The organism is Thalassotalea sp. G20_0, from assembly GCF_017744175.1.
GTDB lineage: Bacteria > Pseudomonadota > Gammaproteobacteria > Pseudomonadales > Endozoicomonadaceae > Endozoicomonas.
Window position 1 is genome coordinate 1 of sequence record NZ_JAGHQV010000082.1, and the last position, 12,775, is coordinate 12,775.

Below are 12,775 nucleotides of genomic sequence, written 5' to 3' on the forward strand. Positions count from 1 at the left end.
GTCCGGAAGAATATGAAGCCAAAGGCGCTAAAAGCCTTTGATAAAGCGATGCTGCGAAAACGAGCAGTGATTGAAAGTGTGAATGATCAATTGAAAAATATTTCTCAGATAGAGCACACTCGGCACCGTTCAACTTTGCGGTAAATCTGATAGCAGGGCTGATTGCTTATACCCGTCAACCCAAGAAGCCCCATATTGATATAACAGTGCTGACTGAAGGGGTTCCTATGGCTTTATGAGCGTCGAACTCACGTTAATCAAGCCAATCCAGCCTAAAAGGCTGTTGGTGGCCATTGCAAACCCCAAGCTTAAAAACGATAGCAGGATTGCCAGAATAAGCAGGGCATTCATAAGCATCGTGGGTTTAGCAGGGCTGTGGGAGTGGGGAAGCGATCATAGTATTTAGCGATTTTGATTGATGTTGGTGATTATCCGGCAGCGGGCACGCTACTGCAAACAGGTATTGGTCAACTGTCAGCTAACATCATCCGTTCAAATCTTTGAATGAGATCAGAAAAGCCGCTGCCCGCTACCCGCCGCCCGCTCCCCGTAAAAGCACTCGTCTTATCTTTTTCGGGAAGCGGGCAGCGTTCTTTTAAGGATATTGCTTATACAACTGCTTCGCCCGCCAGGGATAAAGCTGTGCCAGCCGCGCACTGCTATCGTCCAGCCTCTGCTGAACCGGCTCGCTTAACCATCCGCGATAATAACGGCCAAGAATGGTGGCATTCTCCATTACCTTTTGCTCCCAGGGGCCAAGTTCGTCGGCACGAACGAGAGCGGCTTCAAACTGCGGATCAATAAGGGAGTGTTGGGAGCGGGCCTGGGCGTATGCACTCCAGCTGTAGGGCCAGGCTGGTCTCGCCAAAACAGCCTCTCTCCAGGCGGTTAAATCCACCGGTTCAGCGGTCTGGGTTGGCGTTAAACCGTGGCGGAAACCCAGCTCAAGCACCCTGGCCTTTAATACCCGCAATTCCGAGGCAAAGGGCGCGTTATTCAGGGCCTTGTCGATACCGTTAACGGTAACGTCAAAATCCCTTTGATTAATCTTATAATTGCTATCCGCTTTGGTCTCTGCCTGCCAGAACTCCAGAAAATCCTGGGTCTGGTAACGCCAGATTTCAGAGCGAATCAGATTGAACGCGGTATTTAATGCCACCGCCAATAACGCAATAGCGGGCAATACCAGCAGCCACCGTTTAAGCATTTGCCATCCTTTTTAAAAGATTATTTGAACCACAAAGCTCACAAAGAGCACAAAGGAAAAGAAAAGCTCTTCTTTGTGCTCTTCGTGTTCTTCGTGGTTCAAAACAAAGTCACTCAGCCCCACCAAACAGCGAGAAAGTCAGTAAATCCGGATTGGTCAATGTCAGCTGATGCCGAACGGACTCGCCATACCATTCATCCAGCACTTCAGCCGCTGCCTTCATAGCAGGCGGTCGTCGTTTGGCGTGGTGAGCATCCGAAGCCACAAACTGCACCAACTCATGGTCCAGCAACCAGCGGGCTGTGGCTTGTGCATTGTCTCCAAAAAAACCGGGTATACAACCGGCAGTCACCTGAAACAATGCGCCCCGTTCCACCAATGGAAAGATGCGTTCCGGGTAGGCCATCAGCTCCTTGTTCCGTTCCGGATGGGCAATCACCACCCGCACCTGCTGGCGATCCAGCCACTCCAGCATCTGTTCAATACCCAATGGAATATTGCTGTGGGGCATTTCCAGCAGCAGGCAGTCGTAACCGTCCCATTTACCGATCATCGGGATGCGCTTTTGGCGCAGCTGAAACATCATCTCATCACTAAAACGCACCTCCGCCCCCATGGCCAACTGAACACCAATACCGGCTTGTTGCACATGACCAACCAGCACATCAAAGGCAGGTGCAATGGTGGTGATATCGTTATCGTAACGACCGGGATGCATATGGGGCGTGCAGACCATCCGCTGGATATCATTGGCTTCGGCTATGCGCAGCAGTTCCAGGGATTGCTCCATGGTCTCCGGACCATCATCAATGGCGGGGATAATATGGTTGTGAATATCTATCATGTTTGCGCTCCCCGCCTCCCGCTGCCCGCTTCCCGTAAAATACAACCCTGCATAAATGATTTCTCACTATCTTCTATATTCTGACGTAACGTTTTCTTGACTCCACTCACGAGCACTTCTATCTTTACTTTTTAATAAAAAGTAAAGAAGGAGGCGCTATGCCGGTAATCAGCAGCAAAAGGCAAATCACCCTGCCCGCAGAGCAGTGCCGACAGGCAGGGCTGGCACCCGGCGATGAGTACGAAAGCTACGTGGATAACCAAGGGCATATTACTATCGTAAAAAAAACAATGGGAGCGGCGAAAGGTTTGCTCAAAGGTATCAAGACTGACAAACGGGTCAATGAAGAGACCTCCCTGCAAACCGGCATCAACCCATGATTGCCATCGATACCAACGTCCTTCTCCGCTATCTGCTGGATGATGACGAGCTGCAATCACCGAAGGCTGCCCGGCTGATTACCGGGCAGCACAAAGTTCTGATAACCGATGTGGTCCTGGTAGAAACTCTCTGGACCTTACGGGGTAAAAAGTACAATCTTGATAATCCTGAACTGATTGGGGTCATTCAGCAACTGTTTGCAGAACCCAACCTCTGTTTTGAAGATGGCCAGACTGTCTGGCGGGCGCTGAATGACTTTCGGCTGGCCAAACCCGTCAAGGCTGGCAGCAAGCGAAAAACTGCCGACTTTCCCGATGCGCTGATCGTTAACAAAGCAAATTACTGCTCAAAGCCATCCGAACCACTGGATGGGGTTTATACCTTTGATCTGGCTGCACAGCAAATACCGGGAGCTCTGAAGCCTTAACAAGCTCTGTATTGTTTATCTTTTTCGGGGAGCGGGTGGCGGGAAGCGCCCGGCAGGGTCGGCAAATACCTGGCCAACCACCCCAAAGCCATCATGCAAACAAAATAAGCCGCATTCGAAGGTATCTGCAGATTAAAATCCACCGACGAATGAATCATAATCGCCAGTATCCCCATAAACGCCGCAAAGCCCATCCCCACCATCAGCATATTCCGTCGCAGGCGCATGGCCTGAATCGCTTGCCAGGCGGTAAATAGCACCATCAGCCCCAGAATGGCATAAGCCGGCACACCAAACTCCAGGGGGAATTGCAGAAAGTCATTATGGGCCAGGTCGAAAAAGCCCCGCCAGGTACCATCATGATATTGCGGCAGGGTGGTATAGAAGCTGCCAGCACCGGAACCGGCAAGGGCAAAATCAGGAATGGCACCGATGGTTTGCGGGTTCACATCACTACGGGCTTCTGTTTGTACGTTGGTTCTTTCCAGCCGTTCTACTACCTCTTCCAGCCCGAACCACTGGCTGACAATAATGGTATCGATCACAAACAGGCTGACAAACAGAATCACCACACCACGGGTTAATTTTTTACGACAGATAACGTACAAAACCCCGGTAATCATCAGGCTGGAGAAAAACGCCGTATTGCCCATACGGGAGCGCCCCATCACCAGCCCGACCACCATAATGGCAATGGCGGTACGTAAAATCACTTTGTTGCTTAGCAGGGTTTTCAGGGTTTGTTGCCAGAACTCATGCCAGTCATGAAAGCGCCGTTCGTTCAGCTGACCCAGCAACAGGCCCATACCCACCGCCAGGGTCATCTCCAGGCAGCCTGAAAAACTATTACGGTTAACAAACGTACCCGAAGCTACACCCTGGCCGGTCTCTTTCGGCCCAAACAACAAAACCTCTGCACCAGACAAAGTACTCAACGAACCAAACAACGCCTGAAACGCCCCGGCAATCACAAACACCCAGGCAATCACCCGCAACCGCTTCGGATCACTCACCAGCAACAACACCATGGCAAACAGCAGCGCATAGGCCAGCGATAACAGGGCATGCACCTGGGAAGCAAAAGGATCAAGGGAAAGATAAAGAGCATCCGGCACCGGCAGGTTTAATGCGCTGGCCGCTTCAACCTGAACCGACCAGGCCACCGGTGATAACTGCTGCACAAGCTCTGCAGGCAGTGGCAACGACTGCACCCAAACCCAGAAAGCAACCAGCAACAACCCAATATAAACCGGCGCACCTTTACGAAAGGCAGGGGTAACCGACAGATGCCCAAAACCATACCCCGCCAACCAGAAGGCCGACAGCATAAAAACACCCGCCTGCAAAATCCCCATGGCCCATTCGGGCTTGCTGCCATAGGGCAAGGGCAGCCAGGTAATCACCAGCAACAGAAAATAAAACAGAAAACGGCTAAAACGGTTATCCAGCGTGGACAAGGCGGTAATCCTTAAACAGATTCAGGCATCAGGGGAATAGGCAAGCAGGGATTATACAGAAGACCGAAAGGAGGGAAAAAGATCCTTTTGAACCACAAAGCACACGAAGAGCACAAAGGAAAAGAAAAGCTCTTCTTTGTGCTCTTCGTGTGCTTTGTGGTTCCAATGCTTTTCCTTTGTGCTCTTCGTGTGCTCTGTGGTTCCACTTCTTTTCCTTTGTGCCCTTCGTGAGCTCTGTGGTTCCACTTCTTTTCTTCAAACCACCGGGGCCGGATTCAAAACTATAAAAACAGGAAAAGTGTTCTATTTTTAGTTATTAACAATAAATAGAGATATACGGATGAAAACCAAGTCTAACCAGTTATCAGAACACATCATTGGCTGCGCCATAGAAGTTCATTGAGTTTTGGGGCCGGGCCTGCTGGAGTCAATTTATGAAGAAGCACTGTTTTTCGAGCTTAAACAGGCCAACCTGCAGGTTGAAAGGCAGGTGCCTGTTCCAGTGTATTACAAAAACAAAAAACTCAATACCGACCTGAAGCTTGATCTTCTCGTTGAAGGGTTAGTCATTGTCGAATTAAAAGCTGTGGAAAAACTCAACCGTATTCATGATGCTCAGTTATTGACCTACTTGAAAATGAACAATCTCTGGCTGGGCTTGCTGATCAACTTTAATGAGTACGTCCTCAAACATGGCATCAAGCGGCTGGTCAACTGATTTTTTTGTGAACCACAAAGCTCACAAAGGAAAGAAAAAGAAAAAGAAAAAATCTTATCTTATCTTATCTTTTCCTTTGTGCTCTTCGTGTGCTCTGTGGTTCCAAGGCTTTTAAACCACCGCCCCTCCATTCGCCAGTTTAACCCTGTAAATTCGCTTAACCACAGCCGCCACCACAAAGTAACCCGTAATCCCCGCCAGGTTCGATAAAATATCCAGCAAATCCTGGTTACTGCCCTTACGAAACCCAAGGGTATCCTGCAACACTTCCAGCAACACCCCAAAGGCCAACAACCCCAGTGGCTTATACCAGGTAAAGCGGGCAGTAGGAAAGGCCAGGTAGTCAAGCATCAACGCCAACACAAAAAACACAATAACGTGCTTTACTTTGTCGTTAACAAAACCGGTGGGGTCAATACTGCCGGGAATCACCGCCATCACAGTGCAGGTAAGGATGGCAGCCACAAACACCAGCCGCTGCCAGGGCAATTTACCCCATTTTTTGTCTTGCATTATTGGTCATCATCCATGAGGGATCATCAAACCTGAACAGGCGCTACCCATCCATTGAACCATATCCTTGTGGATTTTCCGATTGCCACTTCCACGCATGGGCCATGATATCATCCAGCGAATACTCCGCTTTCCACCCCAACTCACGTTCGGCTTTTTCAGGGTGGGCATAGCAGGCAGCAATATCCCCCGGACGACGGTCAGCGATAACATAAGGCACCTGTCTGCCAGACGCCTTTTCAAAGGTGTGGATCATCTCCAGCACCGAGTACCCCTTGCCGACGCCCAGGTTCCACACATGGCAGTCCCGGTTATCATCCGTCAATCTTTCCAGCGCCTTCACATGCCCACGGGCCAGATCCACCACATGGATATAGTCACGCACACCGGTGCCATCGGCCGTCGAATAATCATTGCCAAATACGTTCAGCTGCTGCAACTTGCCAATAGCCACCTGGGAAATATAAGGCAACAGATTATTGGGAATATCGTTAGGGTCTTCACCGATCAGGCCAGAAGGGTGCGCCCCTACCGGATTAAAATAGCGCAGCAGGGCGATATTCCATTGCGGGTCGGACTTATAAAGTTCCCGCAAAATCTCCTCAATCACCAGTTTCGAATGGCCATAAGGATTCGTGGCCGACAGGGGAAAACTCTCTTCAATAGGCAGCGTATGCGGGTCACCGTACACGGTAGCGGATGAGCTGAAAATCAGCCGTTTGATATGATGGGCTGCCATGGCCTGGCAGAGCGTGATCGTACCGCTGATATTATTGTCATAATACTTCAGTGGCATGGTGCAGGACTCCCCCACTGCCTTCAAGCCGGCAAAATGTATGACCGCATCGAATTGATGGGCCGACATTAACCGGTTTAACGTCTGCTCATCCCGGATATCACCCTCAACAAAAGGCAATGCCTTGCCGGTAATTTGCTCCACACGCCGGATAGCAGTGGGCGAACTGTTACTGAGATTGTCCAATACGATGGGGTCATGACCGGCATTCAGTAACTCAACACAGGTATGGGAGCCGATATAACCAGCGCCGCCGGTAACGAGAATTTTCATTGGTGGGGCCTTTATTTTGAACCACAAAGCACACGAAGAGCACAAAGAAAAGAAAAAAGAAAAAAGAAAAAATCTTATCTTTTCCTTTGTGCTCTTTGTGTGCTTTGTGGTTCCAACTTCTTTAGCTCAGGTAAAGCAGATACCCAATGTAAGCACGGGGAATGATCGATACACAGCGATCAACAATAAAGCGCGTCATAACAATAATTGGTAGCGTCAATAAACCCGGCAATACTGCCACAATCAAAACGCCTGCCCTTGAACTTATAAGCCAGCACACAGCCCCTCTGAGCTTGGGCCATCAGGGCATCGGTAATCTGAATCTCGCCGCCTTTACCCGGCCGGGTATCCCGGATCAGGTCAAAAATATCCGGCGTCAGAATATAGCGGCCAATAATAGCCAGCTTGCTGGGGGCATCTTCTTTTGCAGGCATCTCCATCATGGTTTCCACCCGGATCAGATCATCAGAAATAGCCTGCCCGGCAATCACCCCATATTTCAGCAGTGACTCCTTATCACTACCGGCAATCTGATGCTCCAGTTCATAGTTGGCATCAAAATGATCTTCCAGGCTGCGCTTGCCACGGCCGGTAACAATACAGATATCATTCATACCCGCCTGCAGCGCCTCTTCAACGCCATACTCAATCAGCGGTTTACTGACAATGGGCATCATCTCTTTAGGCATGGATTTGGTGGCAGGGAGGAAGCGGGTGCCGTAGCCGGCAGCGGGGAAAAGGCATTTCTTTATCATAGGATGGTATGTGGGACTCAGTATTTGTGTGGTAAAAGTGTTTTTAAAAAGGCAGCAAAATTGGCACCATCATTGGCGGGATCAAAGAATACGTACTATATTACGTACGTAAAAAATAGTAAAAGAATCAGGAGAAAATCCATGAGCAGATACAGCGCCAGCGAAGCCCGTGCAAACCTGTACCGGCTGATTGATGAAACCGCTCAAAGCCACAAGCCAGTGCTTATTACTGGCAAACGCAACAATGCCGTACTGGTATCTGAAGAAGACTGGAGTGCTATTCAGGAAACACTTCACCTGCTCAATATACCGGGAATGCGGAAATCCATCCGCGACGGATTGGCCAGCGATATTTCAGATTGCAGCGAGGAGCCCAGCTGGTGAGTTGGAAACTGGTATACACCCGGCAGGCGCAAAAAGATGCAAAGAAAATCGCAGCCGCAGACCTGAAATCCAAAGCAGAAGCCCTGCTGAATATACTGGCGATTAATCCGTATCAAACACCACCACCTTACGAAAAGCTGATCGGTGACCTGAGTGGCGCATTATCACGGAGAATTAATATTCAGCACCGGCTGGTTTACCAGGTACTGAAAAAAGAGAAAACCGTTAAAATCATCAGGATGTGGACCCATTACGATTAGTTGGCATAAATAGCCACTCAATGCCCACAAACTATAGGGTACCGGGTAATCATCTTACTCACCGAGGAATAATTCAGGCCAAAATGATCAGCGATGGCTGTTCAGACTAAACTAACATTTCACTCAGCTGGTGCAAGTGACAATAATACGAACAGCAACTAGGAGGCTGACCGAGAATAGACTGCCCTACTGCGGTGGCAGCAAATTGGTCTAAAAAGTCGGAAATTTTTAGCAAATAGAACCACTATTCACTAAAACTTTCCGACTTTTTATCCTCAATTTTCTGCCATCCTCGCTACGGGCGCTATTCTCGGTCAGCCTCCTGGCAACCTGAAAGGCACTACCCAATGAAAAACAATGAAACAGCGATACAAGAAATGCTGCAGCAGGAGATAGGGAAAATACCCAGCGAACACCTGCCAGCACTATTAAGAATCGTTCACAGCTTCAGGGAGAGTGTTTCTCTTGGTACGGAGGAAGAGTCTTTTGAAAAAGGCTGGAAAGAAACCACCAAAGGGGATTACCAGCCTGTTGAAGAACTGTGGAAAGGGCTGGACCATTGAACAAGCTCTATTTCACTCCGGAATTCAAAAGAGCCCTGGGCAAATTATTAAAAATGGACAAATACCTTTCTGGTTCATAGTGGCTCAAACCTGCAGATCTAAAGCAAGGAGACAAGGCCAACTCATGAACACCGCCCAATACACACTTTATTCCTGGCGCGCAATCATCTTGCTCACCGTGGAATAATGCAGGCCAAAATAATCAGCGATGGCTTTCTGGGTGTAACCGCCGGAACCAAAAGCCGCACAAACAGCAGCCTCGATTGAATCACAACTCGCCTGGTAAAACTCAAGGGGCCGTGCAGGTTTGCGTTTCTGCTTATGAGGCACTTCCGAAAGCGCCTTACCTTTCACTGGCTTTTCAATATATTGCTGCTGATCCGAAACAAACCGGTCATCACCCTGGTAGATCTGCTGTTTGAGATGAACCCAGATATTGATACCCACCCCTGCCAGAACAAAAGCAGCAAAACGTTCACAGGCTCGTTCCCGATCTTCCGAAAACTGCAACAGCATGGCATCGGTGGCCAGCCAGTCTGGTGAAGTCAGCTCACCGAGGGTATAACGGTAACTGCTCCAAGCCAGTCGCCGGGGTGTTCCACCATTCGGGCCCTGACCGGATTCAACACCACATAACGGCTCAACTCCAGAAGGTAAGCCGACTTATCCACCAGAATGGCTTTGTAGCGCCCCTGAAAAAGATGGCCAACCCGCCCATAGCGTCGGTTAAACCGCGTGGTATAAACACCATTCAACTGTCGCATACCGGCCGACAAATTACCGTCTGGCGTTTCCACCACCAGGTGATAATGATTCGTCATCAAACACCAGGAATGAATCGTCCAGTTAAAGCGTTCACAGACCTCTGCCAAGGTATCCAGAAACAGATTAAAGTCAGACTCTTCTCGATAAATAGCCTTACGTTCATTACCACGCGAAGTCACATGGTACAGCGCACCTGCGTACTCGATTCTCAATGGCCTGCTCACTCTTATATGCCCCCAGGTAATATGAAGCTTGCAAACTATTTCTAACCATACCCGGCATTGGGTTGCTCAGTGCTACGGCACTGTTTGCTGCGATTGGTGATATATCAGCATTTAAAAATGGCAGGGAAATGGCTGCCTGGCTGGGCTTGGTGCCAAAGCAACAATCGACCGGTGGTGTGCCCACGTTGCTGGGGATCAGTAAACGGGGCGATACTTACCTGCGAACCCTGTTGATACACGGTGGCGGAACCGTTGTCAGGGTAGCCGACAAACACGACGATCGACGTAATAATTGGATTAAAGAGCTTGATCAGCGCAGGGGCAAGAATATAGCAGCAGTGGCTGTTGCCAATAAAAACGCTCGCATTGCCTGGGCTGTGTTAACCAAGAAAGAGCCGTACAAGGCAGCAGCATGAACATAGGTATTTCAATATTAAACACTTGTCGTTAGAGAGGAAAAGCAAAAGCGGTTAATCAGTGTAAGAAGCCTGCAACGAGTTGCGCGGATAAAGTTCAAATGATGGCATAAAAGTAAGACCTGCACTCCCTTGAACCTGACCGGGGTCAGGGCCCGTAGAGGCCGAAGACCTGATGAGGTGGGAGTGAGCGGATTCCATCAGGGCCAGAGGCATTGAGACCTCACCCCAAAGGCCGGTCTCTTTATTAAGAGAATGGAAGCATTACTCTTTAGTCATGATGGGAAACTTATCCTTGCAAAGCGGGGCGGACCATATATGACCCCGGTTTTCGTGGCAGGGAGAAAGCGGGTGCCGTAACCGGCGGCGGGGAATAAGCATTTTTTGATCATATAAGCCCGATCGTATGATTATTGACAAAACGTGATCTATCAACCATTTTGTATGTACATAAGGCACACAACAATGATATGAAAGTATTTAACTGGAATTGTGAAAAAAACGCATGGCTCAAGGCCAACCGGGGCATCTCATTTGAAGAGATCATTTTTCACATAGAAATGGGTGGAGAGCTGGCAATTACTCATCACCCGAATCAGGCGAAATACCCTGGCCAGAAGATATCGATTGTTCAGGTTGAAGACTATGTCTACCTGGTACCCTTTGTGGAATCAGAAAAAGAGATATTTCTCAAAACCATCATCCCCAGCCGGAAAGCAACAAAACAGTACCTGGGAGGCACCCCATGAAACCAAGTAAACACGAGTTACAAGAAGAACAGGAAATTCTGGATGCGTTTGAAGCGGGAGAACTCGAACCCGTTGATAATCCGGAAGTCATTCAACACACTCATCAACAGGCAGCAGCGAACACCTTTAAAAAAGATGCACGGTTGAATATTCGCCTGAGCAGCCGCACACTGAGAGCCCTGCAAAAAATGGCTCTGGAAGAAGGCATACCCTATCAGACCATGATTGCCAGTGTGCTCCATAAATACGCAGAAGGCAGACTTGTCCCCAGTGAGAATATCTCAGGCAAAAAGTAGAAAACGTCTTTTTCTGAAAACTGACTACTGCCCACTTCTGTTATGCAGCAGGCTTAACCAGTTTACCTGCTGCTTCCAGCCTCTTATAAAGGCTGCCTGCACTAAACTCCAGCCCATTTGGCCAGCAAAGTGCTCCCAACTCGATAAAGAATCGTAGAAAAAAATCGGCATCTTCCAAAGCCTGAGTAAGGCTGGTTTTGTTGACAAGAATGTCACTAAAATCCATAACACCAAAACTACCATCAGAAAAGTGAAGCTTAATTTCCACACCTGACTGGTAAACTGCCTGAGTTATTTTAATCATTATCCGCTCCTGCTATACGCTCAAGTGGTTGGAGATTAACAGCCCTTTGCCAATTCGCCTCAAGTTCAGCCTGATGCGACAAACACCAATCACCCACAAGCTTTGCCGCTTTCTTAGGCAACCCACCTTCCAGAACATGGCCAGTTGAGATGTCTACCAGCGCCTCATGACCTTGATACTCTGCATGAACATGCGGTGGTGCATGATCTGCATGGTACATTCGAATATAAATCCCAAAAAAGGTCGATATCACTGGCATCACAAAACCCTGCTGAAGGCAATTATTATAATCATCAGATTAGCCAAACTTTAGCAAGCATCACTCCACTAATATGATTGCCTGATTTTGAGCAGCAATAGCAGCCACTGAATATCAAAACAACAGTCTTTTTCTGAAAACTGACTACTGATAACTGCCCACTTTCTTAACCATCTTACTCACCGTGGAATAGTGCAGCCCAAAAAAATCCGCGATGGCCTTCTGGGTATAACCACCGGAGGCATACGCAGCACAAACCGCCTCCGCTGGAGAATCAAAACTGGCACGATAAAACTCAAGGGGTCTGGCCGGTTTACGCATCTGCTTGTGTGGGACTTCAGAAAGTGCCTTACCCTTAACCGGCTTTTCAATATACTGCTGCTGATCGGCCACAAAACGGTCATCACCCAAGTAAATCTGCTGCTTCAAGTGTAGCCAGATATTAATGCCAACACCCGCCAGCACGAAAGCAAAAAACCGTTCACAGGCTCGTTCGCGGTCATCAGAGAACAGACGTAACATCGCATCCGTCGCCAACCAGTCTGGCGAGTCCACTTCACCGAGGGTATAACGGTAACTGCTCCACAGCCAGTCGGCGGGATGATCCACCATTTTGGCTCGAACCGGGTTCAACACCACGTAGCGGCTCAACTCCATAAGATAAGCTGACTTATCCACCAGAATGGCCTTGTAGCGCCCTTGGAACAGATGCCCTACCCGCCGACGATTAAAGCGCGTGGTATAAACACCATTCAACTGTCGCATACCAGCCGAAAGATTACCGTCCGGCGTTTCCACCACCAGATGGTAATGATTGGTCATCAAACACCAGGAATGAATCACCCAGTTAAACCGCTCACAAACCTCGGCAAGCACATCAAGAAACAGGCAAAAATCCACCTATTCCCGATAAATCGGCTTACGCTCATTCCCCCGCGACGTCACATGATACAGCGCACCCGCATACTCAATCCGCAACGGCCTGCTCACACTTATACCCCCAAGTCATAAACAAAGAGCTATAAAAGTAGAACAGTTTTAATGCTCGTCAAGAATCAAGACCTAATGGAATGGTCCGCCCCGCTCCCAAAACGGCTTCAAATGAGCCAAAATAGAATGAGTTTGGTAGGACATCATTCAAAATAAGAAACGGAGCGAACCATCCATGGGCAAGATTAACAAAT

At 48.8% G+C, this 12,775-nt stretch carries 19 protein-coding genes and 2 pseudogenes; 10 read left to right on the forward strand and 11 right to left on the reverse strand.

Annotation, left to right across the window (positions count from 1 at the left end; all coding sequences use genetic code 11):
- Positions 1-239, forward strand: a pseudogene (locus J7438_RS28000) (transposase); the annotation flags it as partial.
- Positions 240-595: 356 nt separating this feature from the next.
- Here J7438_RS28000 and J7438_RS23720 read toward each other — a convergent pair.
- Both J7438_RS23720 and J7438_RS23725 read right to left on the reverse strand, forming a co-directional pair.
- The gene (locus J7438_RS23720; protein ID WP_209278544.1) at positions 596-1,207 is read right to left on the reverse strand and encodes a hypothetical protein; all 612 of its coding nucleotides are present in this window, start codon (positions 1,205-1,207) and stop codon (positions 596-598) included.
- A gap of 109 nt (positions 1,208-1,316) precedes the next feature.
- Positions 1,317-2,051, reverse strand: coding sequence for a tyrosine-protein phosphatase (locus tag J7438_RS23725; RefSeq protein WP_209203193.1), 735 nt, complete (start codon positions 2,049-2,051; stop codon positions 1,317-1,319).
- Positions 2,052-2,209: 158 nt separating this feature from the next.
- Here J7438_RS23725 and J7438_RS23730 point away from each other — a divergent pair, with 158 nt between their 5' ends.
- Both J7438_RS23730 and J7438_RS23735 read left to right on the forward strand, forming a co-directional pair.
- Entirely contained in the window at positions 2,210-2,431 is a 222-nt protein-coding gene (locus J7438_RS23730) for an AbrB/MazE/SpoVT family DNA-binding domain-containing protein (protein ID WP_209203192.1), read from the forward strand.
- Positions 2,428-2,859 (forward strand): type II toxin-antitoxin system VapC family toxin, encoded by a 432-nt coding sequence (locus J7438_RS23735; RefSeq protein ID WP_209203191.1) that lies wholly within the window; start codon positions 2,428-2,430, stop codon positions 2,857-2,859. Before J7438_RS23730 ends, J7438_RS23735 begins: the two co-directional genes overlap by 4 nt.
- Here the strand turns inward: J7438_RS23735 and J7438_RS23740 are convergent.
- Entirely contained in the window at positions 2,856-4,316 is a 1,461-nt protein-coding gene (locus J7438_RS23740; protein ID WP_209278545.1) for an O-antigen ligase family protein, read from the reverse strand. The two genes, J7438_RS23735 and J7438_RS23740, sit on opposite strands and share 4 nt — an antisense overlap.
- Positions 4,317-4,722: 406 nt before the next feature.
- Here J7438_RS23740 and J7438_RS23745 point away from each other — a divergent pair, with 406 nt between their 5' ends.
- Positions 4,723-5,034, forward strand: coding sequence for a GxxExxY protein (locus tag J7438_RS23745; protein ID WP_286196867.1), 312 nt, complete (start codon positions 4,723-4,725; stop codon positions 5,032-5,034).
- A 111-nt stretch (positions 5,035-5,145) separates the two neighbouring features.
- On the opposite strand, the gene J7438_RS23750 is transcribed toward J7438_RS23745, so the two are convergent.
- The 3 genes from J7438_RS23750 to J7438_RS23760 form a co-directional block, all read right to left on the reverse strand.
- Positions 5,146-5,547 carry a VanZ family protein gene (locus J7438_RS23750; protein ID WP_209203188.1) on the reverse strand — a complete coding sequence of 134 codons (402 nt, stop codon included), beginning with the start codon at positions 5,545-5,547 and terminating at the stop codon, positions 5,146-5,148.
- A gap of 43 nt (positions 5,548-5,590) precedes the next feature.
- A complete protein-coding gene (gene galE, locus J7438_RS23755) occupies positions 5,591-6,616 on the reverse strand; it encodes a UDP-glucose 4-epimerase GalE (protein WP_209278546.1) in 1,026 nt (341 codons plus the stop codon).
- 179 nt (positions 6,617-6,795) lie between these two features.
- Positions 6,796-7,371, reverse strand: coding sequence for a UTP--glucose-1-phosphate uridylyltransferase (locus J7438_RS23760; RefSeq protein ID WP_209278547.1), 576 nt, complete (start codon positions 7,369-7,371; stop codon positions 6,796-6,798).
- A gap of 141 nt (positions 7,372-7,512) precedes the next feature.
- Here J7438_RS23760 and J7438_RS23765 point away from each other — a divergent pair, with 141 nt between their 5' ends.
- From J7438_RS23765 to J7438_RS23775, 3 genes are all read left to right on the forward strand, one after another.
- Positions 7,513-7,755 (forward strand): type II toxin-antitoxin system Phd/YefM family antitoxin, encoded by a 243-nt coding sequence (locus J7438_RS23765; RefSeq protein ID WP_209278548.1) that lies wholly within the window; start codon positions 7,513-7,515, stop codon positions 7,753-7,755.
- On the forward strand, positions 7,752-8,015 hold the full coding sequence (locus J7438_RS23770) for a Txe/YoeB family addiction module toxin (protein ID WP_209278549.1): 264 nt from the start codon (positions 7,752-7,754) through the stop codon (positions 8,013-8,015). Before J7438_RS23765 ends, J7438_RS23770 begins: the two co-directional genes overlap by 4 nt.
- Positions 8,016-8,362: 347 nt before the next feature.
- Positions 8,363-8,578, forward strand: coding sequence for a hypothetical protein (locus J7438_RS23775; protein ID WP_209278550.1), 216 nt, complete (start codon positions 8,363-8,365; stop codon positions 8,576-8,578).
- 147 nt (positions 8,579-8,725) lie between these two features.
- Here the strand turns inward: J7438_RS23775 and J7438_RS28005 are convergent, their stop codons facing one another.
- Complete coding sequence (locus J7438_RS28005; protein WP_286196868.1) at positions 8,726-9,094, reverse strand: hypothetical protein; 369 nt, start codon at positions 9,092-9,094, stop codon at positions 8,726-8,728.
- Positions 9,095-9,123: 29 nt separating this feature from the next.
- A complete protein-coding gene (locus J7438_RS28010) occupies positions 9,124-9,567 on the reverse strand; it encodes a transposase (protein ID WP_353620186.1) in 444 nt (147 codons plus the stop codon).
- 41 nt (positions 9,568-9,608) lie between these two features.
- Here J7438_RS28010 and J7438_RS23785 point away from each other — a divergent pair.
- From J7438_RS23785 to J7438_RS23795, 3 genes and pseudogenes are all read left to right on the forward strand, one after another.
- Positions 9,609-9,983: pseudogene (locus tag J7438_RS23785) on the forward strand (transposase); the annotation flags it as partial.
- Positions 9,984-10,453: 470 nt separating this feature from the next.
- Complete coding sequence (locus tag J7438_RS23790; RefSeq protein ID WP_209278552.1) at positions 10,454-10,732, forward strand: BrnT family toxin; 279 nt, start codon at positions 10,454-10,456, stop codon at positions 10,730-10,732.
- Positions 10,729-11,028 carry a hypothetical protein gene (locus J7438_RS23795; protein ID WP_209278553.1) on the forward strand — a complete coding sequence of 100 codons (300 nt, stop codon included), beginning with the start codon at positions 10,729-10,731 and terminating at the stop codon, positions 11,026-11,028. Before J7438_RS23790 ends, J7438_RS23795 begins: the two co-directional genes overlap by 4 nt.
- 40 nt (positions 11,029-11,068) lie before the next feature.
- Here the strand turns inward: J7438_RS23795 and J7438_RS23800 are convergent, their stop codons facing one another.
- The 3 genes from J7438_RS23800 to J7438_RS23810 all read right to left on the reverse strand — a co-directional run bounded on the left by J7438_RS23800 (position 11,069) and on the right by J7438_RS23810 (position 12,491).
- Positions 11,069-11,332: a DUF2442 domain-containing protein gene (locus tag J7438_RS23800; RefSeq protein WP_209278554.1), complete on the reverse strand. Its 264-nt coding sequence runs from the start codon at positions 11,330-11,332 to the stop codon at positions 11,069-11,071.
- Entirely contained in the window at positions 11,325-11,591 is a 267-nt protein-coding gene (locus tag J7438_RS23805) for a DUF4160 domain-containing protein (protein WP_209278555.1), read from the reverse strand. Before J7438_RS23805 ends, J7438_RS23800 begins: the two co-directional genes overlap by 8 nt.
- Positions 11,592-11,735: 144 nt before the next feature.
- The gene (locus J7438_RS23810) at positions 11,736-12,491 is read right to left on the reverse strand and encodes a transposase (protein WP_353620187.1); all 756 of its coding nucleotides are present in this window, start codon (positions 12,489-12,491) and stop codon (positions 11,736-11,738) included.
- Positions 12,492-12,775: the final 284 nt, after the last annotated feature.